Below are 24869 nucleotides of genomic sequence, written 5' to 3'. Positions count from 1 at the left end.
CCAACTGCAATTTGCCGCTTAAAACGGCTTTATGCATTTAAATCTAAAACTAAAAAGGAGCTAACTTTTGAGCTTTTATGAAAACAATATTCTTCCGCATATTATAAATTGTGCTTGTTCTTCAAGTGCCATAATGGAGACTCGAGAAAAAGTAGTTCCTTTAGCTTTTGGAAATGTTTTAGAGATTGGTATGGGGTCTGCCGTCAATCTGGATTTATATAATCCAGATAAGGTTACCAAGATATGGGGACTGGAACCATCTCTTGGAATGCGAAAAAAAGCGAATAAAAATTTAGCTAAATCACAAGTTAAGGTTGAGTGGTTAAGTCTTCCGGGTGAACAAATCCCCCTTGATGATAATTCAGTGGACTCAATTGTTTTAACTTATACCCTTTGTACTATTCCTGATTGGTCTTCAGCTATGAAGCAAATGCATCGAGTATTAAAACCAGGAGGTAAAATCCTGTTCTGTGAGCATGGTCAAGCGCCAGATGAATCAATTAAGAAGTGGCAAAATCGTTTAAATGGCTTATGGGGTAAGGTTTTTGGTGGCTGTAATTTGAATAGGACGGTGATTGAAAATATAAAAATTAGTGGATTTTCTATAGATTGGTCTGAGAGCAGTTATATAAAAGGTATACCCAAATTCGCATCCTATATCAGCTGTGGTGTAGCAATTAAAAATGCATAACAAGTTACTTAAACGGAAAAATATCAACTGGTCATCGCTTCGCGATTATAGCCAACCATTATTTTCCGCTTAGCAAGGCGATAGGTTTACAAATGGGTTTTGAACGGATTCAGGCACAGCGCCATAAAATTGGAAATTTAACACTTGAAGCTTGCTATGATCGCTTCACTACAAAGTTTGAGTTAAAAGAAAATGAAAAAATTATTTATTCTGCTTTTCTTTATGCGGGTCCGATAAGGACAAAAGAGATATTAATTAATGGAACAGCTTTTACTCTTAAGGTTTTTTGGCTAGTTTTATGGCAATCCAAATTAGAGAATAATGATGGTGTCGTTGTTAAAGAATTACTTTGTCGCAGGCGAACAAAATCTATCGGTGTATTGATTTATATTGCTATCATAACAAGTGTAAAAATTGGGCTTGGGGTGTTATCGCAAACCTAACAAGTCAATTAAAAGGAAAAAATACAGTTGACTGTTTTTGTTCCTAAAAATTCTAGCCAACTATATTTAGCCTGTTAACAGGGTGTTATGTGTAATAAAAGGTTTCTCGAAATTTATAACAAGGAAGGTTTATCAAATGTTTAGCGCACAAACTATTATGTATTGGTCAGTTGCTGTATCAACTATTATGGTGTTTATACATATTGCATTTAGCGTAATCCAACCTTACAACAAAAGTAAATTACACACAATAAGTAAGGAAGTTTAATGCAAATTCAGGTCAGTCCTCATTAAAAGATGTTTTCACACTCACAAAAGTAGCCAGAGTTAGTTTTATTAACTGAGATAAAATAAACAGAAGAGTTGTTTGAGCTTTAGAAACCCCAGGTATTCAGGTTGCTTTATAGTCACACAGGGAGTGGTAAAAAAACTTACTAGAAAATAAACTTTATGAGGTTTATGAGAAGCATATTCGAACAAACTGCATAATCAGTTCAAAATTTGAGCCAATGTTTCTAGATGTATTTGTACAATTGGCTGATTTCTATGTAGATGAAGCTACTAATAATACAAAAAAGCGAATCCTACCACCTCAATTATCACCACATGGCTTCTTTCCAAGGCTCATTATTTACTGCGTATATTTGTGGAAATGACTTAATAACCTTGGACTTAGGCTTTGGGATACAGCCATACTTAGTTTCAGGTGACGAAGGATTATATATCATTGATTGATGATGAATGGTTTCTAGAACTGACATAATTCATATCCAAAGTTATTAAATGATAACAATATTAGTATATGTACATCAAAATGTCTTTCGCTAGTAAGTCTATATATAGTGGGTATGGTTAGTAAGTTGGCTGTCAATACAAAACCCTCAATTGAGGGTTTTGTATTATTATATAAAACTAACTTAGAAAGCTGCGTTATTAGGCGTTCTTGGGAAAGGGATCACGTCACGCACGTTTTGCATGCCAGTTGCATAAACGACCAAACGCTCAAAACCTAAACCAAAGCCTGAATGTGGCACGGTGCCGTAACGACGTAAATCACGATACCAACTGTAATCTGCTGGATCTAAATTCATTTCCGCTAAGCGTTTGTCTAACACATCTAAACGTTCTTCACGTTGGCTACCACCAATGATTTCGCCAATACCGGGTGCTAAAATATCCATAGCAGCAACAGTTTTACCATCGTCATTTAAACGCATGTAGAATGATTTAATATCTTTCGGATAGTTTTGTAACACTACAGGGCCATTAAAATGCTCTTCAGCTAAATAACGCTCGTGCTCTGAGTTTAAATCAACACCCCAAGCCACTTTGTTTTCAAACTTCTTACCACAGTTTTCCAAAATGGTAATCGCGTCAGTGTAATCTAAACGCACAAAGTCGTTGTTGATCACTGAGTTTAAACGCTCTACCACTGTTTTATCGACACGCTGTTCAAAGAAAGCCATATCGTCTGCGCGTTCATCAAGTACGGCCTGGAAAACATACTTCAACATTTCTTCAGCAAGATCAGCCGCATCAGAAAGATCGGCGAAAGCAATCTCGGGCTCGATCATCCAAAACTCAGCTAAATGACGGGTAGTATTTGAATTTTCAGCACGGAATGTTGGGCCAAAGGTATACACTTTAGATAGCGCACAACAATAAGTTTCAACATTTAACTGACCTGAAACGGTTAGAAAGGTTTCTTTACCAAAAAAGTCTTGGTTGTAATCAACTTTGCCTTCATCATTTAACGGTAAGTTTTCCATATCAAGCGTACTAACACGGAACATTTCACCCGCGCCTTCACAGTCACTACCAGTAATTAATGGTGTGCTAATCCAAAAGTAACCTTTACTATGTAAAAAACGATGTACTGCTTGTGCCAAGGTATTGCGCACACGTGCTACTGCGCCACCGATATTAGTACGTGGACGTAAATGTGCTTGTTCGCGTAAAAACTCGATACTATGGCGCTTTGCTGCCATTGGGTAGGTATCAGGGTCTTCAACAAGGCCTAAAACTTCTACCTGCTCTGCTTGGAGCTCAAACGACTGACCTTTACCTGGAGATTCAACTAAAATACCGGTAACTTTTACTGCAGCACCTGTAGTAAGTTTTAATATATCAGTCTGATAATTATCCAAATTGCTCGGAGCAATTGCTTGAATAGCGTCAAAACATGAACCATCATGTACCGCTAAAAATGAAATACCTGCTTTTGAATCACGACGTGTGCGGATCCAACCATGGATAGTAATTGATTCATTAACAGGATATTTTCCTGCCAAGATATCAGTAATGGCAATGACTGACATTTACAAACCTCTTTTTGTCAAAAATGTACTCAAATTTTAAGGAGTGCTATGTTACCTTGCTTGTAAGGTTTAACAAGTAAAAATTTTTAAATCGGGTCTTTATAAAAAAATAACGTAAAATTAAGGATGAAAATCGGTATGAATTATCAAATATCGGGCAAAGAGCGCAGAAATGCTGCTGATTTATGGACTTATGCGTTAAGAGTATTGGCTATCCTTGGTTGGAGCCTGTTTGTGTGCGCTATCATTGTTTCTTATTATGCGGCACCTGATGTTGACTATGGTATTTTGCGTTACCATCATATTGAAATTAGAAAGGTATGGCTGACACCACTCACCGGTTATTTATATATTGTTTTATTGTTAAGTGCTTTAAGTAGTTACTTTTGTTTAATCATTGATAATTACCGTAGCCGGCGTAAAAACGATGGTAAGTATTTTAATATTTTATTATTACTTGTGATTACCATCGCGTGGGTAAGCTTTATATTGGTACAACTTTAAGTCGCCAATATTATTTTATAGCGCAGCGCTAACAAGGTGTTTTAGTTGCGCTTAAAACACTTATCTTCATCTAATACGGTACTAATGGCATTGATCAGTAAGCTTAGTTGTGTTTTATCGCTAATAAATGGCGGCATAATATAGATAAGTTGTCCAAAAGGACGTATCCATACGCCCAACTCCACAAAGCGCTTTTGAATCTCGGGCACGTCAACATGCTCAGTGCTTTGAACTACCCCTATAGCACCTAACACTCTTATATCTTGAACTCTGTGATGATTTTTTAAAGGCAATAATTTTTGCTTAAAAACATGCTCAATATCAGTTACTTGTTGTTGCCACTGATTACGTTTTAATATCTTTAGGTTGGCGTTAGCAACGGCACAAGCCAGCGGATTACCCATAAAGGTAGGTCCGTGCATAAAGCAGCCCGCTTCACCATTACTAATAGTATCCGCGACTTTGTCAGTGCATAAGGTGGCTGCCAGTGTCATGTAACCACCGGTTAGGGTTTTGCCTAGACAGATAATATCAGGACTAATATCTGCCCATTCACAGGCAAATAATTTGCCTGTTCTGCCTAAGCCTGTCGCGATTTCATCAGCAATCATTAAAACATCATATTGATCACAAAGTTTGCGGCAAGTTTTTAAATAGTTAGGATGATATAAGCGCATGCCACCCGCACCTTGGACTATTGGCTCGATAATAAAGGCCGCTATTTGCTCATGATGTTGTGCAAACATGGCGGTTAACGCTTCAACGTCGGTAGCATTCCATACTTGGTCAAAGCTAGTTTTTGGCGCGGGAGCAAATAAATTTTTCATTAACACAGGTTCAAACAACTGGTGCATGCCATTAACGGGGTCGCATACTGACATAGCAGCAAACGTATCACCGTGATAACCATTTCTCACGGTGAGTATTTTATGCTTTTCAGGCTTATTTTTACTGTGCCAATATTGTATCGACATTTTTAACGCCACCTCTACTGACACTGAACCACTGTCACTTAAAAACACTTTATTTAAGCCCTCAGGCGTCAGCTCAATTAATGTTTTGGCAAGTTCAATCGCGGGTTCGTGGGTTAAACCACCAAACATCACATGGGCAAATTTTTCGGTTTGCTTTATTAAGGCTTGATTTAATTCTGGGTGATTGTAACCGTGCAGTACAGACCACCACGACGACATACCATCAACAACTTTCTCACCACTAGCTAAGGTAATATAAACGCCCTCGGCAGATTCGACCAAATAAGAAGGTAATGGTTTCGACATAGAAGTATAAGGATGCCAAACGTGGTTTTTATCAAATTCAAGGCTTTCTGTTTGTTTAGTGTTCATATGTAAGGTTAACTTCATTAATTCAGTTGACATGTTTGAGTTGATGCATAGACTACCGATTAATATTAATAGATGCAATTTACACACGAGTGAATAACTATGACACAGCAAACATCAGCGGTAAGTGAAACTAGTGCTAATATCGCCGTTAATACCCCAGTTAATAATACCAACCAAGGTAGTAGTGAAGTACGCCATAACTGGCAAGCAGACGAAGTTAAAGCACTGTTTGACATGCCATTTAATGATTTGATGTTTAAAGCGCAAGTTATTCATCGCAAAAATTTTAATCCCAATGAAGTGCAAGTGAGTACTTTGTTGTCGATTAAAACCGGCGCATGCCCAGAAGATTGTAAATACTGCTCTCAAAGTGCACGTTATAAAACTAACATTGATAAAGAACGCTTGATGGAAGTAAGTAAAGTGCTTGAAGCGGCACAAGCGGCGAAAGATCAAGGTTCAACACGTTTTTGTATGGGCGCTGGCTGGCGTAACCCAAAGGCAAGAGATATGCCTTCAGTGGTCGAGATGGTTAAAGGTGTAAAAGCACTGGGACTTGAAACCTGTATGACACTCGGTATGTTATCTGTCGAGCAAGCTGGTGAGTTACAAGGTGCAGGCTTAGACTACTACAATCATAACTTAGACACATCACCAGAGCATTATAACCAAATTATCACGACACGTACTTTTCAAGACCGTTTAGACACTTTATCTAATGTACGAAGTTCAGGCATGAAAGTCTGTAGTGGTGGCATAGTAGGTTTAGGCGAACAAAGTAAAGACCGGGCGTCATTATTGGCACAATTAGCTAACCTTTCACCGCAACCGGAAAGTGTGCCGATTAATATGTTAGTAAAAATTGAAGGCACGCCGTTATCTGATGTAGCAGACCTAGATGATTTTGAATTTGTTCGCTGCATTGCCGTGGCACGTATCATGATGCCAAAAAGCCATGTGCGTTTATCAGCAGGGCGCGACGCGATGAATGAACAAATGCAAGCTCTGTGCTTTTTAGCCGGCGCGAATTCAATATTCTACGGTTGTAAATTATTAACCACAGGTAATCCTGAAGCCAATAAAGATATGATGTTATTTAACCGCTTAGGTATTAATACTGAAACCATTGCCAGTTCAGCAGCAGACGAAGCAAAAATTACTACCGCTGTGGTTGATCAAAAAAATAGTGATCTATTTTATAACGCGGTTAATTAATATTTATGGCGTTTGATTTCTTAACGACAACTATTGCCGAGCAGAAACAGCGCGCACGTTATCGTGTGCGTCAGTGTGTTGCTGAGCAAAATGGTCGTTATGTTAAAATTGATGATAAAAGTTACTTAAACTTTTCATCAAATGATTATTTGGGTTTAAATCATCATCCAAAAATTAACCAAGCATTGCTAGCAGGGGCCGAGAGGTTCGGTACTTGTGCTAGTGGCTCAAGTTTAATTACCGGTTACTCTTATGCGCATCAAGCACTAGAAAACGATATTTGTGATTGGCTCAATAAAGCTAAATGTTTGTTGTTTGCCAGTGGGTTTACCGCTAATAACGCGCTTATGCAGGCCTTGGGTGATAAAAGCTGCGAGTTGTATTTAGATAAACTCAGTCATGCTTCACTAATTGATGGTGCGCTATCTAGTGACGCTAAACTAAAACGCTTTTTACATAACGATACTGAGCAATTACAAAGTTTTTTAAGGCGAGGCCAAGCGAAGGCTAATGATGACGGTAAAGAGTTAAACCAAGTTATTGTCTCAGAAGGGGTTTTTAGTATGGATGGCGATCAGGCTGACATAATTAATTTGGCGAAAATTGCCCAAGAGCATAAAGCTTTATTATATCTAGACGACGCGCATAGTATGGGTGTTGTCGGTGATAAAGGCCAAGGTAGCAGTAGTATCGCAGCCCCTGATATTGTGATGGCAACCTTTGGTAAAAGTATTGCCACGAGCGGCGCTTTTGTGGCTTGTGATGAATTACTGGCTGATTACTTAGTTAACTTTTCTCGGCATTATATTTATTCAACTGCGATATCTCCGGCCTTAGCTTGGGCAACAAAAAAGAGTATTGAAATTATTCAAACGGAACATTGGCGTCGTGAAAAAATTGTCGAATTAAGTCAATTACTCGCGTCAAAATTAAGCCATAAGGTTCAACTGATTAAAAATGCCTCATCAATTAACGCCATCGTTATTGGTGATGAAGTTGCCACACTTGATGTTTGTCAAAAACTTCGAGATAAGGGCATTTGGCTCAGTGCTATTCGTCCACCGACGGTTCCAAAAAACAGCTCGAGGTTACGCGTAACCATAACCTCAAGTCATGAAGTGAAAGATATCAATTACTTAGCTGGTTGCATTAACGAGGTTGTAGCATAATGTCTGAAAAGACTAACCGTTTTAAAATAGCGAGATCTTTTGGCTCGGCCACGACTTCTTATGATGTTTCAGCACGTTTACAACGTTATTGTGGCAAGCATTTAATGCCATGGTTACCTAGTAGCCATGATATAACCGCCTTAGATTTGGGCGCAGGCACAGGTTTTTTTACTGAGCTGCTATCAAGCCGTTACCGACAAGTTATTGGTTTAGATGTATCGAAAAAAATGCTGCACTTTGCCAAAGATAATCGCCATAAGCGTATTCATTGGCTTGAAGCTGACGCTTACAAAATACCCTTGCAAGATAACAGTATTGATTTTGTCTATTCAAACCTAATGATCCAATGGTGTGATCCGCTAGACCAAGTGTTAAATGAAATAATACGGGTGTTAAAACCGGGTGGCTTATTTGCTTTTAGTACCCTAGTTGACGGAACTTTATTTGAATTAAAGTCTGCTTGGGCGCAGGTTGATAATGACCAGCACGTTATTGATTTTCAAGTAGAAAGTGAAATTATTGCTTTATTTGATGGCGCGGATCGAAAGCTATTGCACGCTAAGCAGCAGGATATTGTTTTAGCGTATGAAAATGTTTTACATTTAGCCCATGAGTTGAAAAACCTTGGTGCTAATCATCTGCCTAAAAAGCAGGGCAAAGGACTTGCGGGTAAAGATAAATGGCAACAAATGACCCAAAAATATCAAGAATTTTTGCAATCCAATGGTACATATCCAGCTACTTATAAAGTTTTATCTGGGCTGGTTGTTAAGTCAAAGGACTGAGCTTTGTCTCTGATCAAGCCTAAGAACCTCGTAAATAGCCCATCATAAAAACAATGATTGAATTTTAAGAGTGACCTATTATGTTAAAGTTATTTATTACCGCTACCGACACAGACGCAGGTAAAACCTACGTAGCTCAAGCGCTTGTATATGCCTTAGTTGCCAATAATAAAAAAGTGGCGGTCTATAAACCGATTTCCGCGGGTTGCGAGCGCATTAATCATCAGTTAGTTAATAACGATGCTTTGTTATTACTAAAACAGTCTAATTGCCAACAAATTATTTCTCAGGTTAACCCGATCGCTTTTGAACAAGCTATTGCACCACATATAGCGGCAGCTCAGGTGCAACAAGCCATTTGCTTAACCGATATTCTATGTGGCTATGAAAAAATTACTGCTTTAGCTGCTGATGTTGTTATTTGTGAAGGCGCAGGTGGCTGGCGTTTACCGCTAGGGCAAGGGCAATATTTATCAGCGTTTGTGCAAGCAAGTCGTCAATATGTTGTACTTGTGGTGAATATGAAACTAGGCTGTTTAAACCATGCGGTATTAACCTATCAGTCAATTGTAGCCGATGGCCTAAACTGTGTGGGCTGGATAGCCAACTATCCAGAAAGTATGCCTTATTTAGCGGAAAATATTAGTGAGTTGACTACACTACTACCCATACCTAAATTGGCAGAGTTACCTTTTGAATTAGATATAACTAAAGCAGCGCAGCGCATAGATATTAGGCTATTAACCTCACTGATTTAACGTCTAGCATAAGGTTAAGTTATATAAACTTGAAATAAAGAGGATGAAAAATGTTATCGATTAAAAATTTAACCTGCCTAACTTTTTGCTTTACCTTAGTGGCGTGCGCCTCCATGGGGATAGGTAGTAAAATGGAAAAGCAGCAAGAGATACTTACCATGAAAGATAATGTCTTAACCCAGCTTTTTGCTAATAAACCTGACACTCGTGCACAAATAAACGCGGCTCCGGGTTACGCGGTATTTTCTAATGCCAATGTGAATTTGATACTGATCGCAGCAGGTACAGGTTATGGCGTCGTAAAAGATATGAAAACACGTAAATATATTTATATGAATATGGCTGAAGGAGGCATTGGCTTAGGACTTGGAGTGAAGGACTACCGTATCGTAATTGTTTTTCATACAAATGAAGCAATGAACAACTTTGTTAATACAGGTTGGACCTTTGGTGGCAATGCGGATGCCTCAGCAAAATCGGGGAATAAGGGGACATCAGTTGAAGGTGAATTATATTATGGTGATGTTACCGTATACACTTTCACCGAAAATGGTTTAGCACTACAAGCTACGATTAAAGGAACAAAGTTCTGGAAGGATAGTGAGCTAAATTAAAATTTATTTGGACTTTAATAACCCAGATAAAAATGAATTCAGTGGCTGTCGTATTAGAATATTATCTAATTCAGTACATATTGCTGTGTTTCAAACCTGTTTCATGATGGTGCCAATGAAGGCGTTCCTGCTTTAAACGACTAAATAAAATTTCAGCAATGGCATTATTCCAACAATAATTTTTTTACTTATGCTAGCCATAAAATCATAAAATCATGAGATTTGAGCAATTGACGATGTTGGTTGCTAACATATTACTTCCTGTTCTAAGTTAACTATCTGTTTTTATTTGTCTTGTAGTTGCGAAATAGTCACTGTTAACGTATCAAAAAATCTGCACTTTCATTCTAGACTCAAGTCGGCCACCGTAAATATTAACCAATTATTGCCTTGTTTTACAGTAAGAAAAAAACAGCTATCTCCAAATTTGATCAGCAACATATAGCATACAAAGCTAAAACACTTATGTTCATACCAATGGAAAGCATTTTGGCAGCAACCACAAATGCGTGAATTATTTTTCTTACTAGGACAGATTGATTAATTATTGCTTAGACTGATTGGACTTGAAATAAGTGAGCATAAGTTTTTGGCAACACTATACTGAAATTTAAACTTGGTTATGGTTAAAAATCAATAAATAGATTAAATAAGTTAATGGTGATTCAGCTTTAAGGGAAGTAACTCAATATCAGTTAAAAGCAACATAACTTAAAAAAAAACGAACTTTGATGTAGAAATAGTAAATTATCACAAAGTTCCAGGACGTTGAGTAGTTATTAATAACGACTGATATTAATAACTACTCATGTAAGGAAAGCAGGAAGTAGTAGAGCTTAAAGAGTGTTCACTATCGCTATTATTAATAATAACGTTAAGCATAATTAAAATTTGGTGTGAAAAATTTAGTACTACAACCATGAAAAAAGGACGAACTTATGAAAACAGTAATTAAAGCAATAGTTATAGCTAGTGTATTGGCTTCACCGGTATTTGCCTATGATAATCATAAAGCTGAAATGAAAGATGAAGGTAAGATGATGGGCGGCATGATGGGAATGATGAATCATGACCAAATGATGAAAATGCATCAACATATGCAAGAGATGCAATCATTAATGGAAAATATTAAAAAAGAAACGGATCCAAATAAACATCTAGATATGATGGAGCAACATATGGATATGATGAAACAACACATGGATATGATGAAACAACACTTGGATAGGATGCCAATAGACATGCCTATGATGAAGGGCAAAGCTAGCATGATGGGAAGTAAAGGGGGCATGGCACAAATGAACAAGAGTAAAGAAATGAGTATGGAAAAACGTATAGGCATGATGGAAAATCACATGAACATGATGCAAATGATGATGGAGCAAATGATGAATCATAATGCAGAGGAGGGTAAATCACATGAATATGATGATGAAAAATAATGCAGAGGAGACATAAACTGAGTAAACATAAAGGTTAGTATGCTTTCCTTTTTTCATAGGAAGTTGCTGATTTAGGTGTAGAAACATCATTTTATAGTTTTATTTTTCAAGTGCCTAGTTACACTCAAACACTTCCTGACAGTCAGCAATAAGCTCAAAGTTGCCGTTGACTGTCGTTCAATTAAAAGGCCGTTCATGCATCAGGGAGGTGATTAGGTTCTAGCGTAAATCAACAATTGCTGAATCTTTCTATGCGTTAACTCACTTAATACTAAAAGTGAATACAATGGTTCTTAATTAATGAATAAGGATCAGTGTATTTAACTTGACGTGGGGAGTCATACCAACGCCTCGCTAAGAGGCAATAAAATAGTTCGCTAAAATTAGCAACGAAGGAGTAAAAGCCAACTGTTTTTGTCCTTGTTTAACAGTTTGTTATATTTATTTTATACACTTTTGTTTATATTGATCAATTTTCTCCAAAGCGAACTCATGGAGAACTTTATTATTAGTAAAAAACTCAGTCGTCAATTTGTTTATTCTCTCCATGGTGTACTCGACGCCATCACGTTCAGCTACATAAGTAGCTTTGTTCTGGTAGATAGATTGAACGATATAGTTAAACCTTGGTGGATTACAATCAGGTAAGTTTTTAACACTTGTAGCACTTGCGTACACCACAAAATCTGTCCAGAGTTTATCTTCAGTTTGTCCCCAAACACCGTAATTATGTAACCACCTTTTCATAACACCATCTTGGTAATATTCATGTCTTGAATAATAGTATCCGTCTTCTTTTCTGACGGTATATATTTTTCGGTGCTCAGTAGCAGTGATATTTTCTCCAATCCATATCCCTGCCATATTAAGATCATTACTAAATAAGAGAAAAGAAAAAAAAAGGGCGATCGTAGTAATAACTATTTTGATGATTTTCATCCAAACTCCATTTGAAATATAACGCCCAAATAATGGGCTAAAATTGCGAAGCAATGGCCCGCTGTTTTTGTCTTGTTAATTTGCTTGTTATATTTTTAATTGCTCAAGACTGTTTTACTTTTGCATTTAAACCATTTTACAAAACTTTTAAGTATATTATCAAAAGTATAAATGCACACTGAAAGCAGAATTAATATTGCAAATGAAAATTTATTAAATGAAAAAATATTTGCTTTTGTTGCATCTACACCAGAAAGCTCAAGCAACGCTGTTGATAAAGATATTGTGATTAATGTTTTTATAAATCTCCAATAAACATGCTCATTTTTCGACTCATCCATAATTAAGACACCTTAATTTGATAAAAATATAACGCCGTTTTAAGCGGCTAAAAATTTGTTGGATGAAATTGTGAACGGAGTGAAAAAGCCAACTGTTTTTTGCCCGTTTGAACGCTTGTTAGGCGAATTTTTCAGATGCTAAGTTTTTCTTAAATACCACACTAGCACCTAATAATAAAACACCAATAACAAAAGCTACTCTTAGTTTATGTGAATTTAATTTTTCAATTAAATCAGAGTTTTCCAAAAGATAATTTATCACTTCACTATTATTAGGGAATCTCTTTTCTGTCACGTCTAGTGGATGGTTTAAATTGAGCATTTTTGATACAGCTTGTTCGGTTAAAATGAAAAACTCATCGGCTTCTTTATCATCAAATAAGTATGCCAAACTTGAAAACTCCTCGATTCGCCTAACAGTTTATTACGTATCAGTAACACACGGACCATAATTAACACTTAATTAACATTAATACTACATACTTTCAAAGTATTAGAAGCTAGTAATGCTAAATCACATGTATATTAGGGTGTATTACTAAGACCTCTCAGTAATACACCCTGAATAAAAAGCAAATAAAATACATTTAATTCAATTGGTTAAGTGGCTTTATTTGGTCTTTGTTATTAAAGCTGGGGTCAGGGTCAACTTAACTTAAAATCCTAAATCCTAAATCCTGGGCTATGCGCTATACTTTAATTTCGTCAATTTACATGGATGTAAACAAATGGGCAGATTGCCCCGAGTCAGCCCGGTAAATATTCCTCAACACATTATCCAACGCGGAAATAATCGCCAAATATGCTTTGCCAGCGAACAAGATTTCGCAAGTTATATAAGCTGGTTAAAAGCATATTCTAAAAAATACTTGGTCGATATTCACGCCTAGGTATTGATGACCAATTACGTGCATATACTGTGTACTCCTCACATGAGCAATAGTATCAGTTTGATGATGCAATCTTTAGGCAGGCAGTATGTGCGTTATTTTAATTGTTGCTATGGACGTACAGGAACACTGTGGGAAGGCCGCTATAAGTCTTGCCTGGTACAAGTCGAAGATTACCTTTTGCAGCTCTATCGATATATAGAGCTTAACCCCGTTAGAGCAAACATGATTGAAGACCCTGCTGACTATCATTGGTCAAGCTATCAGATTAATGGCTTTGGAAAAGATTCTGACTTATGTACACCACACCCAATATATCTTGCGCTGCATAGCAATGCCATACAACGCCAGACGGTCTATCGCGCCTTATTTACATCCCACGTAGAAGCTAAATTACTTGCAGATATTCGCGTTAATTCAAACAAGGGAATGGCTATTGGTAATGATCAATTCAAACAAGAGATCGAAGCCTTAACAGGCAGAAGAATGAGAGAACAAAAAAATGGGTCGCCCAGTCCACCCGCAGAAAAAAAAGAAGCTAACTGGGTTGTAGGAGTTAAGTCGACCCTGACCCCAGTTTTACTGACCCCAGTTTTATGTTTCAGGTGGTTTAATATTAAAACAGTGTTCTGTGATTTTAATAAAATAACGACTGCCTGTTTCAATGAGTTGATCTGGAAAATCATAGTCTGAATTATGTAATGCTGGAGTGTCCTCACCTGCACCTAATCCAAATAATGCGCCACAATACAGTTTGGTAAACTGACCAAAATCTTCTGACCAAGGAAAGGGATCTGGTGTGAGATGAACAGGTTCTTCACTCAAAGCGCTGGTAATAATTTCCACTGCCGCTTCATGATTGACAGTTGCATCAAAAACATCTTCACTTTCAATTGAATAAGCTAGCTTGTGCTGTATTGCTAGCTCTATGACTTTGTCATTGACAATATCGACTAAGCGTTTCATTTCATTATTATGTTCACTGCGCAGCGTAACATATATTTCGGCCTCAGAGGGTGAGGTGCCAAAGGATTTTTCGCCTAATTTGACGCCAACAACAGTTGCAAAAGTAAAGTCACTTTGGCTGTTAATTAACATTGGCAATTGCTCAAATAACGGCAGTAACTGATAAACAGCCTTAGTTGGACTGTTTCCTGTTTCCGGTTGTGCTGCGTGAGCTGTTTTCCCCGTTAAGCGGATAATCACCCCACGGGATGCACAACAGATTGTGCCGGTTTTGATTAATACTCCGCCCATTGGATATTTAGGAGCATTGTGTAACGCAAATACAAAATCTGGCTTAAATTGCTGTGCTATTTTATCTTCGAGTACTTTTTTTGCCCCTTCACCCGTTTCCTCTGCTGGTTGGAACAATAAGATCAACCGGCCCTTTTCCAGCCTGTTTTTAGCATAATACTGAGCCACTGCAGCTAGTATTGCCATATGGCCATCATGGCCACATTTATGGGATATTCCTGCCGTTATTGAGCGATAATCAAAAGTATTAGTTTCAGTAATGGCTAGGGCATCGAGTTCACATCGTAACATTACCGTGCTCCCTGTTGCCCCGTCACCAAAACAAACCGCGACACCTGTACCACCAATACCGGTAATAATGTGATCGGGTGCCAATGGTGTTAAATATTCAACTAAACGAGCCGCAGTGCCGACCTCGCTATTAGAAAGCTCAGGGTGCTGATGTAACTTTTTTCTTAACTTTATGCAATTCATTATTTGACTCCGAATATTTTTTTGGTGAATGTGTAAATCTTGTTTAATCTGAGGGGCTAGCATGTATAAGCCAATGATGTTGGCAATCGACATAGAAAAGAACATAGAATCCAAACTAATGTACGCGTCAATATGATAAATAAACAAAATTTTTCAGGATTGTGCCGACTTTTGCACTATTCAGTTGGTTCCATTTTGGAACATACAGTCATTTGCACTTTTGTAAGTCTGCTATTAGCACATAGAGACATCCTTCTAGGGGCTTTTAGTACCTGACGTATATCGGCAAAGGTGGCTTTTCCGTCTGTCAGTCTTGATCAAAACCTATAAAGCCAAAGCTATTAATTCAAGTTTGAACTAATACAGCTTAGTGTCTCTAAAAAGACAATCTATTATGACAAATAACCACTGTGGCGGCCGCTCTTAGTAGTGGCCACATTAATTATGCCACTACAGCGAACATCTTTGCTAGCTTCAACCTAGTGAGCTTTATTTGACAGTCACATACATCACTTATATCGAGTTTATAAGATATAAAAGTTATAAAAGTTATAAAAGATAATCTAAGTTGTCTTCAGTTGTGATAATAGTTTTTTTACCTGCCCTAAATAAAAAACCATTAGTGGCAGTTGCGGAGCCTTTTATCTCAGCTAAGCCCGATACTAACTTAATGGTATTTTGCTTAATATCTAACGCTGTTCCTTCGACAATCGCAACAATGGCTGTAGTCGTGTTTAGCACCATAAATTCGGCTAAACGTTGTGCACGAGTTTCGCCATTATGACCCGGAGGGTTAAAGTCGGTATAATGTGGATTCAGCTGAAAATCAACAAGTTGCAGCGCATTGAAACTTTCAGGTTCAATAATTGGCATATCATTTGTCGTGCGAATAGAAAGTCCCGCAATATTTGATCCTGCACTCCAACCTATGTAAGGCGTGCCTTGTGCTACTTTGCTTTGAATGGCTTTAATTAACTTATTTTGATATAACTGATGCAATAAATTAAAAGTATTACCACCACCAACCGCTATTGCTGGCGCGGCATTAATGGCGCTGACGGGATCAGCATACTGATGAATACCGGTTACTTTAATGTCTAGCTCAGTTAATGCATTTTGCACCATTGCCGTGTAATCATCGTAATTTACTGTCACACCGGCATAAGGAATAAATAATAATTCAGTAACCCCCGTAAGCTTTGCCTTTATTAAGGCCAATGCATGTTGTAAATAGGTTGTATCATCAACACGAGAGCTACTTAATAGTAGTAAATTTGCATTTTTAATGGTCAATTTTTTAGCCTTTGAAATTCATTAAGTGGTATTATATTACTTGATTTATAAAGATAATTTTAACCATTGTTGGTTTTTATATTCAATATAACTCAGCTAGAACAACGACCTCAAACGTTAGTTTCAGGTCGTTTAATTGTGTTTAGTATTTAACTCGGTTAAACATGCTATGGCAATAAAACCAGAACGTGTTTTGTAATTTGAAGATTTAGCCACCCGATCATCAATTTGTTTTATTAATAGTTCAGGTAAGGTTACATTTATTTTATGGCTTTTCCCCATGTAGGGGATAATATCAAAATCAAGCATAGCCCAAATAGGTGAGACGGCAGTAGACAACAACATATGCTCTTCAATAGTTTTTGCCTGTGGCACTTTTTCACCGTATTCAACCAATATGTTTAAGTGTGAGATCATTGCGGCATGTAACAATAAAAAACCCTCGTCCATGGTCGCTGCTTTTACCTGACAACCCGGTAAATCAACCACTGAAAGCAGATGACTTTTATCATCGTTATTGCGTAAAACCAAGACTGGATATTTCATAGCTTTGTCCTCTATCTTATCTATACCAAGCATAACCCCAAGACCTCAATCTGTAAATGCAGGGGTAACCCTAAGGGTTATCAAGAATAGTCCCAAATAACCCCGGTAACTCCTTGTGGTTAAAGTAAGGTAACTCTAATAACTCCATTATTTAAGGGTGTGATTATTCACTTAACTGAATATTGTTTATTAACCGAGTCTATTTTTTTATTATTGGCTGTTTCATTACGTTTTTAATAAAGCCTGATATTTAAAAAAGGTTATGTATAGAGTTATTAAGTGCAAGAATGTAGTCAAATAACTTGATTGAGAATGAATTATTTTACCATTGAGTCGGTAGTACCGGGCTTTTATGATATTTTATCTTTACTGATACTTGTGAATTTTGGTTTGAATTAGCACAGGGTAACATCATTATAAGATGCTAAAAACTGACTAATAAAGTTGACGATTAACAAAGCTATAAGTGAGTTTATTTATGGCTTTTGAACCAAAAGATTATCCGATTAGATTTAGTGTTTAACTGTGGTAGGTAGTGTAAAATTTATTTTTGTATTAAAAATAATCACATGGACAGATGAAAAAGTTGTAATTTTTTAGGTGATTAAGGCAATTACTGACCCAATGAACTCGTTTGCTAGGTGAGTTCTTTACCTTGGTTTAATTATGCTGAGTAAGCAACTACCAATAGCTTTCAAAACTAAAATGTCACGAAGCGCGTCTTAAGTGTTTTTGAAAATATAGCTCAAGTAATACATCTCGTGTGTTATGCACCATGGCGGGATTATCACATAAATAGAAAAAGCAATTTTGCTTATCGGGTGTTAATTTTACCGCTCGCATTAAGCTAGCATCCTTTAACAAGGAAGGAATTCTCCCTGAAATTATATGCTGATGATTTTCAAGAGAAACTATCGGCAGGTAACTTAGTTTGCCCGCATATGCCTGTTGTAATTTTTCAATCAATACTTGATAGACTAATTCTTGTTGGGTACGAACGGCATGGACTAATATAACGTGATCAAATCCTATGTTGGTTTTTTTTCAGCCAATATTGAAAGGAATAGCCCAATGGCTGTACCCGTGGACAGTAACCAAAGGTTGGTCGCTGTTTCAGGGATTTCATCTAATGTCATAAAACCACTGGGTTTGTCACCAACATAAATGCTATCACCTGGATGAAGCTGGGCCAGTTTTGGACTCAAACTTCCCTCAGGTACATCTATTATCAGAAACTCCATAAAATTTACACCTAAGCTATGATTTGGTGAGTTAACAAATGAATAGACGCGCCTAAGCCAGTTACTGTTTTCATCTGGTAGGGCCAACTTAGTAAATTGTCCAGCAACATAAGGCCCAATCTCAGCTTTTACCGTGATAGAGACTTCACTATCAGTCCACGGTTTGTAGTTAATAATTTTACCTTTGGCAAAACCAGCGAGTTCCGTCTTTATAGAACTACGCATTATTTCACATAGAAATTTTTATAAAAAAGACACGGAATATATAGGTATATAGCGGTCATCAATCAGGAAGTTAATTATTTAGCTGCTCATCTTTAATGCTTAAAATTTATGTTTTTCGACATCATTAAGGTTTATTTCGTAGGCGTTCCTGCCAATACCGAAAAACTCTTCGTCAGTAAAAACAATGACCTCTTCATTAAGAAAGGTTATCGCTTCTTTTTGTGTCACAATACCTAAATCAATGCGATACCTATCTCCAGAGAAAAAATCATCACCTTGCCAATTTTCGAACAGCCAAATACGTTGCGAGTCGAGCAATACCAGTTTTTTTTTGCTCGGACTTAAAGCCGCTGACGTTATCCAACAGAGTTTTTCGGCAATAGTGCAGGTTTTAAATTTACTTATTTTTTCTGCATCATAATTAGCCGCATAAGCACCAATTTTATATAAGCTAGTTATACCATTAAAAGGTACTGTACGGTTTTTGGTAAATAAATAAAGGTTCTTTTTATAAAAAACAAAAGCTTCAACATCAAATACCATTTCATCGGCTTTAGGTGGAAAACTGGTATGTTCAGGGTATTTAAATTTAATAATTTCTGCCTGCGTTGTTTCCCCTTTTATATCGATCGGGTTTTCAATTTTATAAATCGTTAACCATTTACGCAGATTATCATTATTACCAAAGTCGCCTAAAAAGAAATGACCAAAATCGTCTTGAGTCATATCTTCCCAGTCAATATTTGTAGCGTTAGTAATGGTAATTTCTCTATCAATACCACCCGTTTTATTTAGCTGGTATAACTTTGCCTGGTCGCCACCATCATTGATTGCCCAGAGTTTATTGTGTTTATCAAACTCAATACCTGATATTTCATTTAGTTGAGCATCAATCGTGGCATATTTGTTCTTATATAGCTGATAGCTGGTGGTAGCTATGATTATGATCACGGCAATAGCACTTCCGGTAAAAAATCCGGCCAGTGTTTTTTTCATAAATGTGAAACCAATAAAATTTAGCAAGTTAATTAAGCCAAAGCATAGCAGGGAATAAAAAAAATTACTTGTCCATTTGTAAGCAAGGCTTTGAATTGGCAACTCAATATAGCGATGATAGAGATTAATCAAGTGTGATTTTTTATTAATATAGGGCAAAAAACCGCCTTAATATCGTAATAAGTAATATGCTTAAAGTATATCTGAGTTGATATTGTCTGGAGTGTAGATGAAACAACGAATAATATTCTGCGGCATAGGCATAACATTTATCTTATTAACTGGCTGCCAGTCGGGTAATAGATTACAAAATTATTATCTTGGCGATAACCAAGCTAGTGAATTTTTAGATGATAAATTTATCGGCTATAAAAATATTTTAATAGAAACTGAAACTGAAATATTTGCCTTAAGTACTGAGATGAAAGTTATGGCAAAAAGTATGAGTTTAGAGCGTGATGCTCGCAAAAAAGCCACTAAACTACTTCAGCATTTATTTAGTCCTAAAGACAGCAATTTATCTTATGAATCTGGTGCCAATGTTACTGCTGCCCAAGCATTTAAAAACCAAGCGGCTAACTGTTTATCATTAACTATTATGGCTTATGCGATAGCGCAAGAGGCGAAGTTAAACGTCGCATTTCAACGCGTTGAAGTACCTGAATACTGGGTGCGTAATGGTCGAGTAAATATGCTTACTGGTCATATTAATCTCACTGTTTTGGATGAAACCTTTCCTGATAAAAGGGTACTTTTTCAGCGTACAGGTATTGAAATTGATTTCGACCCCTTTGTAAATAAAATGCCTTTTGAAAAAAATAAAATAAATAAAAACACAGTGCTGGCGATGTTTTATAATAATAAAGCCGCTACGGCTATGGTTAATGGTGATTATGTCACTGCTTATGCTTATTTAAAAAAAGCGACTAAAGTCGACCCTCTTTTTTCTTCAGCGTGGGGTAACTTAGGTATTTTATACCGTTTTAATGGTTATCAGCAAAGTGCGATTGACACTTACCGATACGCAATAAGTTTAAACCATAATAATTTAACCACGATGGATAATTTGAGTATGTTATTACATGAAAACGGGTCGTATGAAGAAGCGAAATACCTAGACAATTATACTATGCGCAAGCGAGCAAATAATCCTTATTATTATGCGTTACTCGGTGATGAAAAATTTTACCAAGGCGCTTACAAAGAAGCAATAAATCACTATAAAAAGGCGATAAAACTTAATAAAAACATCCATGAATTTTATTTTGGTTTAGCAAAAGTTTACTATATGTTGGATGAGGTAGGAAAGGCGAAAAGTTACATCAAAAAAGCCATGGAAAAAAATCATATCGCTCAACTCGATAAGCAATACTTAGTGAAGTTAACTATTTTAAATCAAAAAGATTAAGTCTGATATTGAAATACAGTAGCGAGTTTACTATATTTCTGTATGTTGTTGACTACATTTACGTTTGTTTTTATCAAGCAGGTAGCTGAAAAAAAACACCCTTGTTTTTATTATAGCCTTTGCTGTTATCTTTCTCAAAGTCAGCTTTGTGGCTCAAAATATATAAATAATTTAACGGGGCTACTCAGCCGATCAAAAAACACGTTATAATGTCCCCCAGTCAAAAAATTAATTAAATGAGGTTAGCTCATCAATGGAAAAGCGATTTATAACAGCACAAGAGTTGCTTGAAGATTCATTTCGTGTCGCTGCGAAAGTTTTTGAAGACGGTTTCAGACCACAATTTATTGTTGGAATTTGGCGTGGTGGCGCACCTATTGGCATTGCAGTACAAGAATACTTTGACTTTAAAAAAGTAGAAACTGACCATATAGCGGTTCGCACCTCTTCTTATTACGGTATAAACCAACAAAGCAAAGAAATTAAAGTACACGGTTTACATTATATTATTGAAAATGCCAATGCCGATGACGGGCTGTTAATTGTTGATGATGTTTTCGACTCTGGTCGAAGCATTGAAGCGTTAATAGCTCAAATGAAAAAGTTAACCCGCAATAATATGCCAAAAGATATCAGAATCGCATGTCCTTGGTATAAACCCACAAACTCTAAAGTGGATTTAGTGCCTGATTATTATGTTCATGAATCAACAGAATGGTTAGTTTTTCCACATGAATTATCAGGTTTAACATCTGACGAAATAGCCCATGGTAAAAAAGACTTGGTCAATATTTTAGACTTATTCGAATAACCGTTATTTTATCAGTTAAAGCAACTAACATATGGCCTTAACCTGTGTTGGTTGTTATATCAACAAAATAGGTAGAATGAAATTTTCAGTCGTCTAGTGTAAAGAGCAAAAGCTTAAGCTACTCGCTTGTAAAAAAATTATTATTACCTTATCTTACACAGTCTAAAATTAAAGTGTACTTAACCTGGTTGCGACGAATGAATCTAAAAGCATTAATACTTTTGAGCTGTTTTTTTTGCTCTGTTAGTTGGGCTAAAACGCCGCTCGTATTATTATCCATCGATGGTTTTGCTCAACGTTACATAGCACAATACCAACCTAAAAATTTAATGTCGCTCATGCAGCAGGGCACGAGTGCCAAAGCTTTGTTACCAGTTTATCCTAGTAAAACCTTTCCAAATCACTTAAGTATTATTACCGGTCGTTATCCAATAAATCATGGCATTGTGCATAATAGCTTTTACCATCGAGATATTGATAAAGATTATAAATTTGGTGATGGAAAGAACGATGCCCGCTGGTTAACTGCCAAGCCACTTTGGCATATCAATGAAATGCAGGGCAATAAATCGGCGGTTTATTTCTGGCCAGAATCTGAGACAGCCATAGATAATAAAACGGCTAGTTATTATTATCCTTATAAGCATTCCACCCCTAATAAAAAAAGGCTTGAACAAATACTGGCATGGTTACGCTTACCCGAATCCGAACGACCAAATTTTATTGCGGGTTATTTTGCCAGTGTGGATGATGCGGGTCATGAATTTGGCGAAAATTCTCCACAACTTATTGATGCTATAAATAAACTTGATGTTTTACTTGGAGATTTTGTCCAGCAAATTAATCAGGAATTTATGGGTAAGGTTAATTTAGTAATTGTTTCAGATCATGGTATGACTAAAGTTAATAAACACCATGTTATAAAATGGCAGGAAAATATTGTCGAGGGTGTAAAAGCCATTAATGGCGCCACACAATTATATTTGTATAGCGATAATGAGATTAAATTACAGCAAAGTGTTCAGCTATTTATTAAGGCTCAAACCGAGAACAAACGAGCCCAATATCGTGTTTACCAATATATTAACTTTCCAGCCCATTGGCATTTAAACCGAAAAACAGCGGTAGTACCTAATGTTATTATTGAAGCCTTGCCATCCTTTGTTTTTAGTCGAGGTAAGGCGAATGTCACAGCAGAGACACATGGTTACGATCCCAAGTCATCTCAAGACCTTGAGGCTATTTTTATCGCAACGGGGCCTGCATTTAGAAATAACAAGCAAATTTCAGCGTTTGAGAACATACATGTATTACCTATTATTACCCGAGCATTAGGGTTAAAAGATGTCGATAATATTGACGGTAGCTATCAAGTGGCTGAGCAAGTTGTTACGCAAATAGTTAAGTAAAGGGTTAAATATCGAGACTAGTAATGCAAGCACAGAACTTAGTTAAGCTAACCGGTTTTACTTTGCTCAGCAAGCTAGGCTCAAGCCAAATATAAAGGCAAAAATGGCGATATATAAATTTACTGTGGTAAAAGGGCATCAAGTTGCGTCAGGCCGTGCAAATGACCCTCGGTTCCCTCGAGGTACCATCAGCGCACAGTTACCATTTTTTCAAACGCTGGGCTTGGATCTTAACGGATATTATCTCGCAACAATAAATGCTCAATTTAACTGCCATGCAATTGTTCTGAATCTTTATGACCACTATTTTAAGCAAGTAAAATGGCATGAAAATATGCCTGCAGAAAACTTCAAATTTTGTCGATGTCATATTTTAATGAACTCTACCTCTTATCCTGCGCTAATTTATCAACCACAAGTTGAAACTAAAATAGAGCACTTACAGCCAATAAATCAACTTGAATTACTCGCGCCATTCATTGAGCACCTTCATTACGGTGATGTAATTAGCTTAGAGATCGCAAACGCTAAGGTTACTTTAGTTAACGTTTACCCATAGTGTGTTTTTTACACTTACTACATAGCGAATAAAAATTTATAAATTAGCTGTTTTTTTTAACTGGTGTAAGTCTTTAGATTTATATTAGTGTTTGTACGGTATGATCAAAGAGCGCATTTATCATACGCTCTTTTGCTTTTAAACTACTCTTCGGCTAGTTTATCTTGTGTACGTTCTAAAAAGTCGCTGGCATCATGTCGTTCATGTAACTGGCTCGCTAGCTCTCCCCAGGTTTTATTGACCATAACACCACGTTTTACTGCTGGTCGCTGATTTATTGCTTCTGCCCAACGCATTAGATGTTTATAAGACGATAAATCTAGGAATTCCGCGGCATCATATAAACGATTTAAAGCAAGTGCACCATACCAAGGCCAAATAGCAATGTCGGCAATGGTATATTCATCACCACATAAGTAATGATTGTTTTCAAGATGCTTGTCGAGTACATCGAGTTGACGTTTAACTTCCATAGAAAATCTATCAATACAATATTCTATTTTATCAGGTGCGTAAGCATAAAAATGGCCAAAGCCACCGCCAAGATAAGGTGCGCTACCCATTTGCCAAAATAGCCAAGACATACATTCAGCACGTTTGTTGTTACTGGGTAAAAAGGCATTAAATTTTTCAGCTAAGTGAAATAAAATAGAACCAGATTCAAATAAGCGAATTGATTGCTCATTACTGTTATCTAGCAAAGCAGGTATTTTTGAGTTTGGATTAATTTCAACAAAGCCACTACCGAATTGATCTCCTTTGCTAATATCAATTAAAAAGGCATCGTATTGCGCTTCCTGTATACCTAAGGCCAGTAACTCCTCAAACATAACGGTGACTTTAACGCCGTTGGGCGTTGCGAGTGAATACAACTGAAAAGGGTGCTTACCTTGTTCTAATACTTTATCGTGTGTTGATCCAGAAATAGGGCGGTTAATGTTTGCCCAATTACCACCATTGCTAGTATTCCATTGCCATACTTTGGGTGGGATATATGGATTTTCGTCACTCATACCTGCTCCAATATTTATAAATTATACGGTTGATACGTTATGCTTAAAGTTAATAACATACTAGTTTTTTTATTAAAATTTTATATTGATTGCGACCAGTGAAATAATAACCAGGCATATTATATTTTCGGATTGAAAATAAAGAAAATTACCATGCTAGAATGTGGCAACATCCCATTCAT

The 24869-nt window shown here is 36.8% G+C and carries 27 protein-coding genes; 14 read left to right on the top strand and 13 right to left on the bottom strand.

Annotation, left to right across the window (positions count from 1 at the left end):
* Positions 1 to 67 precede the first annotated feature (67 nt).
* Both H4J46_RS07180 and H4J46_RS07175 read left to right on the top strand, forming a co-directional pair.
* Positions 68 to 691: a class I SAM-dependent methyltransferase gene (locus H4J46_RS07180; protein WP_182232839.1), complete on the top strand. Its 624-nt coding sequence runs from the start codon at positions 68 to 70 to the stop codon at positions 689 to 691.
* A gap of 92 nt (positions 692 to 783) precedes the next feature.
* On the top strand, positions 784 to 1134 hold the full coding sequence (locus H4J46_RS07175; protein WP_182232838.1) for a hypothetical protein: 351 nt from the start codon (positions 784 to 786) through the stop codon (positions 1132 to 1134).
* A gap of 599 nt (positions 1135 to 1733) precedes the next feature.
* On the opposite strand, the gene H4J46_RS07170 is transcribed toward H4J46_RS07175, so the two are convergent.
* On the bottom strand, positions 1734 to 1895 hold the full coding sequence (locus H4J46_RS07170) for a hypothetical protein (RefSeq protein ID WP_182232837.1): 162 nt from the start codon (positions 1893 to 1895) through the stop codon (positions 1734 to 1736).
* A 156-nt stretch (positions 1896 to 2051) separates the two neighbouring features.
* The gene (gene asnS / locus H4J46_RS07165) at positions 2052 to 3452 is read right to left on the bottom strand and encodes an asparagine--tRNA ligase (protein WP_182135719.1); all 1401 of its coding nucleotides are present in this window, start codon (positions 3450 to 3452) and stop codon (positions 2052 to 2054) included.
* Positions 3453 to 3590: 138 nt separating this feature from the next.
* On the opposite strand from asnS, the gene H4J46_RS07160 reads away from it, so the two are divergent.
* The gene (locus tag H4J46_RS07160; RefSeq protein WP_259365720.1) at positions 3591 to 3956 is read left to right on the top strand and encodes a hypothetical protein; all 366 of its coding nucleotides are present in this window, start codon (positions 3591 to 3593) and stop codon (positions 3954 to 3956) included.
* Between the two features lie 41 nt (positions 3957 to 3997).
* On the opposite strand, the gene bioA is transcribed toward H4J46_RS07160, so the two are convergent.
* Complete coding sequence (gene bioA, locus H4J46_RS07155; protein WP_259365719.1) at positions 3998 to 5335, bottom strand: adenosylmethionine--8-amino-7-oxononanoate transaminase; 1338 nt, start codon at positions 5333 to 5335, stop codon at positions 3998 to 4000.
* A 66-nt stretch (positions 5336 to 5401) separates the two neighbouring features.
* On the opposite strand from bioA, the gene bioB reads away from it, so the two are divergent.
* The 6 genes from bioB to H4J46_RS07125 all read left to right on the top strand — a co-directional run bounded on the left by bioB (position 5402) and on the right by H4J46_RS07125 (position 11285).
* Positions 5402 to 6517 carry a biotin synthase BioB gene (gene bioB, locus H4J46_RS07150; RefSeq protein ID WP_182232835.1) on the top strand — a complete coding sequence of 372 codons (1116 nt, stop codon included), beginning with the start codon at positions 5402 to 5404 and terminating at the stop codon, positions 6515 to 6517.
* Between the two features lie 5 nt (positions 6518 to 6522).
* A complete protein-coding gene (locus H4J46_RS07145) occupies positions 6523 to 7686 on the top strand; it encodes an 8-amino-7-oxononanoate synthase (RefSeq protein ID WP_182232834.1) in 1164 nt (387 codons plus the stop codon).
* The gene (gene bioC / locus H4J46_RS07140) at positions 7686 to 8471 is read left to right on the top strand and encodes a malonyl-ACP O-methyltransferase BioC (protein WP_182232833.1); all 786 of its coding nucleotides are present in this window, start codon (positions 7686 to 7688) and stop codon (positions 8469 to 8471) included. The genes H4J46_RS07145 and bioC overlap by 1 nt, the downstream gene beginning before the upstream one ends.
* 80 nt (positions 8472 to 8551) lie before the next feature.
* Complete coding sequence (gene bioD, locus H4J46_RS07135) at positions 8552 to 9229, top strand: dethiobiotin synthase (protein WP_182232832.1); 678 nt, start codon at positions 8552 to 8554, stop codon at positions 9227 to 9229.
* 50 nt (positions 9230 to 9279) lie between these two features.
* Positions 9280 to 9843, top strand: a complete 564-nt coding sequence (locus H4J46_RS07130) for a YSC84-related protein (protein WP_182232831.1) — start codon at positions 9280 to 9282, stop codon at positions 9841 to 9843.
* Between the two features lie 938 nt (positions 9844 to 10781).
* On the top strand, positions 10782 to 11285 hold the full coding sequence (locus H4J46_RS07125) for a hypothetical protein (protein ID WP_182232830.1): 504 nt from the start codon (positions 10782 to 10784) through the stop codon (positions 11283 to 11285).
* A 441-nt stretch (positions 11286 to 11726) separates the two neighbouring features.
* On the opposite strand, the gene H4J46_RS07120 is transcribed toward H4J46_RS07125, so the two are convergent.
* From H4J46_RS07120 to H4J46_RS07110, 3 genes are all read right to left on the bottom strand, one after another.
* Positions 11727 to 12224, bottom strand: a complete 498-nt coding sequence (locus H4J46_RS07120) for a hypothetical protein (RefSeq protein ID WP_182232829.1) — start codon at positions 12222 to 12224, stop codon at positions 11727 to 11729.
* Between the two features lie 95 nt (positions 12225 to 12319).
* Entirely contained in the window at positions 12320 to 12565 is a 246-nt protein-coding gene (locus H4J46_RS07115; protein WP_182232828.1) for a hypothetical protein, read from the bottom strand.
* Positions 12566 to 12683: 118 nt separating this feature from the next.
* The gene (locus H4J46_RS07110) at positions 12684 to 12956 is read right to left on the bottom strand and encodes a hypothetical protein (protein ID WP_182232827.1); all 273 of its coding nucleotides are present in this window, start codon (positions 12954 to 12956) and stop codon (positions 12684 to 12686) included.
* A 541-nt stretch (positions 12957 to 13497) separates the two neighbouring features.
* Between H4J46_RS07110 and H4J46_RS07105 the strand changes: the two genes are divergently transcribed.
* Entirely contained in the window at positions 13498 to 14148 is a 651-nt protein-coding gene (locus H4J46_RS07105) for a transposase (RefSeq protein WP_404851743.1), read from the top strand.
* Here the strand turns inward: H4J46_RS07105 and H4J46_RS07100 are convergent.
* The 6 genes from H4J46_RS07100 to H4J46_RS07080 all read right to left on the bottom strand — a co-directional run bounded on the left by H4J46_RS07100 (position 14050) and on the right by H4J46_RS07080 (position 19487).
* On the bottom strand, positions 14050 to 15186 hold the full coding sequence (locus H4J46_RS07100; protein ID WP_182232826.1) for an amidohydrolase: 1137 nt from the start codon (positions 15184 to 15186) through the stop codon (positions 14050 to 14052). The genes H4J46_RS07105 and H4J46_RS07100 overlap by 99 nt on opposite strands.
* A 549-nt stretch (positions 15187 to 15735) precedes the next feature.
* The gene (pepE, locus tag H4J46_RS07095) at positions 15736 to 16473 is read right to left on the bottom strand and encodes a dipeptidase PepE (protein ID WP_182232865.1); all 738 of its coding nucleotides are present in this window, start codon (positions 16471 to 16473) and stop codon (positions 15736 to 15738) included.
* 138 nt (positions 16474 to 16611) lie between these two features.
* Complete coding sequence (locus H4J46_RS07090; RefSeq protein ID WP_182232825.1) at positions 16612 to 17025, bottom strand: type II toxin-antitoxin system HicB family antitoxin; 414 nt, start codon at positions 17023 to 17025, stop codon at positions 16612 to 16614.
* A gap of 708 nt (positions 17026 to 17733) precedes the next feature.
* Positions 17734 to 17991: a hypothetical protein gene (locus H4J46_RS17150; protein WP_259365717.1), complete on the bottom strand. Its 258-nt coding sequence runs from the start codon at positions 17989 to 17991 to the stop codon at positions 17734 to 17736.
* 62 nt (positions 17992 to 18053) lie between these two features.
* Positions 18054 to 18491 (bottom strand): FAD-binding oxidoreductase, encoded by a 438-nt coding sequence (locus tag H4J46_RS17145; RefSeq protein WP_259365716.1) that lies wholly within the window; start codon positions 18489 to 18491, stop codon positions 18054 to 18056.
* 99 nt (positions 18492 to 18590) lie between these two features.
* Positions 18591 to 19487 (bottom strand): hypothetical protein, encoded by an 897-nt coding sequence (locus H4J46_RS07080; protein WP_182232824.1) that lies wholly within the window; start codon positions 19485 to 19487, stop codon positions 18591 to 18593.
* Between the two features lie 229 nt (positions 19488 to 19716).
* Here H4J46_RS07080 and H4J46_RS07075 point away from each other — a divergent pair, with 229 nt between their 5' ends.
* The 4 genes from H4J46_RS07075 to H4J46_RS07060 all read left to right on the top strand — a co-directional run bounded on the left by H4J46_RS07075 (position 19717) and on the right by H4J46_RS07060 (position 23674).
* On the top strand, positions 19717 to 20895 hold the full coding sequence (locus H4J46_RS07075; RefSeq protein WP_182232823.1) for a tetratricopeptide repeat protein: 1179 nt from the start codon (positions 19717 to 19719) through the stop codon (positions 20893 to 20895).
* 253 nt (positions 20896 to 21148) lie between these two features.
* A complete protein-coding gene (locus H4J46_RS07070; protein WP_182232822.1) occupies positions 21149 to 21706 on the top strand; it encodes a phosphoribosyltransferase in 558 nt (185 codons plus the stop codon).
* 197 nt (positions 21707 to 21903) lie between these two features.
* On the top strand, positions 21904 to 23115 hold the full coding sequence (locus H4J46_RS07065) for an ectonucleotide pyrophosphatase/phosphodiesterase (RefSeq protein WP_182232821.1): 1212 nt from the start codon (positions 21904 to 21906) through the stop codon (positions 23113 to 23115).
* Between the two features lie 103 nt (positions 23116 to 23218).
* Positions 23219 to 23674: a hypothetical protein gene (locus H4J46_RS07060; protein WP_182232820.1), complete on the top strand. Its 456-nt coding sequence runs from the start codon at positions 23219 to 23221 to the stop codon at positions 23672 to 23674.
* A 143-nt stretch (positions 23675 to 23817) separates the two neighbouring features.
* Here H4J46_RS07060 and yghU read toward each other — a convergent pair whose 3' ends face one another.
* Entirely contained in the window at positions 23818 to 24687 is an 870-nt protein-coding gene (gene yghU, locus H4J46_RS07055; protein ID WP_182232819.1) for a glutathione-dependent disulfide-bond oxidoreductase, read from the bottom strand.
* Positions 24688 to 24869: the final 182 nt, after the last annotated feature.

It is taken from the genome of Colwellia sp. MB02u-6, from assembly GCF_014077095.1.
In the GTDB taxonomy this organism is placed as follows: Bacteria; Pseudomonadota; Gammaproteobacteria; order Enterobacterales; family Alteromonadaceae; genus Cognaticolwellia.
This window is presented reverse-complemented; position numbering and strand designations above follow the sequence as displayed.

What these genes read in the sequence shown, in the direction of transcription:
- H4J46_RS07075 (WP_182232823.1), top strand. Translation starts at nt 19,717, where the DNA reads ATGAAACAACGAATAATATTCTGCGGCATAGGCATAACATTTATCTTA.
- H4J46_RS07060 (WP_182232820.1), top strand. Translation starts at nt 23,219, where the DNA reads ATGGCGATATATAAATTTACTGTGGTAAAAGGGCATCAAGTTGCGTCA.
- bioA (WP_259365719.1), bottom strand. Translation starts at nt 5,335, where the DNA reads ATGTCAACTGAATTAATGAAGTTAACCTTACATATGAACACTAAACAA.
- bioB (WP_182232835.1), top strand. Translation starts at nt 5,402, where the DNA reads ATGACACAGCAAACATCAGCGGTAAGTGAAACTAGTGCTAATATCGCC.
- H4J46_RS17145 (WP_259365716.1), bottom strand. Translation starts at nt 18,491, where the DNA reads ATGCGTAGTTCTATAAAGACGGAACTCGCTGGTTTTGCCAAAGGTAAA.
- H4J46_RS07100 (WP_182232826.1), bottom strand. Translation starts at nt 15,186, where the DNA reads ATGAATTGCATAAAGTTAAGAAAAAAGTTACATCAGCACCCTGAGCTT.
- H4J46_RS07145 (WP_182232834.1), top strand. Translation starts at nt 6,523, where the DNA reads ATGGCGTTTGATTTCTTAACGACAACTATTGCCGAGCAGAAACAGCGC.
- bioC (WP_182232833.1), top strand. Translation starts at nt 7,686, where the DNA reads ATGTCTGAAAAGACTAACCGTTTTAAAATAGCGAGATCTTTTGGCTCG.
- H4J46_RS07120 (WP_182232829.1), bottom strand. Translation starts at nt 12,224, where the DNA reads ATGAAAATCATCAAAATAGTTATTACTACGATCGCCCTTTTTTTTTCT.
- H4J46_RS07130 (WP_182232831.1), top strand. Translation starts at nt 9,280, where the DNA reads ATGTTATCGATTAAAAATTTAACCTGCCTAACTTTTTGCTTTACCTTA.
- H4J46_RS07115 (WP_182232828.1), bottom strand. Translation starts at nt 12,565, where the DNA reads ATGGATGAGTCGAAAAATGAGCATGTTTATTGGAGATTTATAAAAACA.
- H4J46_RS07070 (WP_182232822.1), top strand. Translation starts at nt 21,149, where the DNA reads ATGGAAAAGCGATTTATAACAGCACAAGAGTTGCTTGAAGATTCATTT.
- H4J46_RS07105 (WP_404851743.1), top strand. Translation starts at nt 13,498, where the DNA reads ATGAGCAATAGTATCAGTTTGATGATGCAATCTTTAGGCAGGCAGTAT.
- H4J46_RS07090 (WP_182232825.1), bottom strand. Translation starts at nt 17,025, where the DNA reads ATGAAATATCCAGTCTTGGTTTTACGCAATAACGATGATAAAAGTCAT.
- H4J46_RS07170 (WP_182232837.1), bottom strand. Translation starts at nt 1,895, where the DNA reads ATGTCAGTTCTAGAAACCATTCATCATCAATCAATGATATATAATCCT.
- bioD (WP_182232832.1), top strand. Translation starts at nt 8,552, where the DNA reads ATGTTAAAGTTATTTATTACCGCTACCGACACAGACGCAGGTAAAACC.
- H4J46_RS07160 (WP_259365720.1), top strand. Translation starts at nt 3,591, where the DNA reads ATGAATTATCAAATATCGGGCAAAGAGCGCAGAAATGCTGCTGATTTA.
- H4J46_RS07080 (WP_182232824.1), bottom strand. Translation starts at nt 19,487, where the DNA reads ATGAAAAAAACACTGGCCGGATTTTTTACCGGAAGTGCTATTGCCGTG.
- yghU (WP_182232819.1), bottom strand. Translation starts at nt 24,687, where the DNA reads ATGAGTGACGAAAATCCATATATCCCACCCAAAGTATGGCAATGGAAT.
- H4J46_RS07065 (WP_182232821.1), top strand. Translation starts at nt 21,904, where the DNA reads ATGAATCTAAAAGCATTAATACTTTTGAGCTGTTTTTTTTGCTCTGTT.
- asnS (WP_182135719.1), bottom strand. Translation starts at nt 3,452, where the DNA reads ATGTCAGTCATTGCCATTACTGATATCTTGGCAGGAAAATATCCTGTT.
- H4J46_RS07125 (WP_182232830.1), top strand. Translation starts at nt 10,782, where the DNA reads ATGAAAACAGTAATTAAAGCAATAGTTATAGCTAGTGTATTGGCTTCA.
- H4J46_RS07175 (WP_182232838.1), top strand. Translation starts at nt 784, where the DNA reads ATGGGTTTTGAACGGATTCAGGCACAGCGCCATAAAATTGGAAATTTA.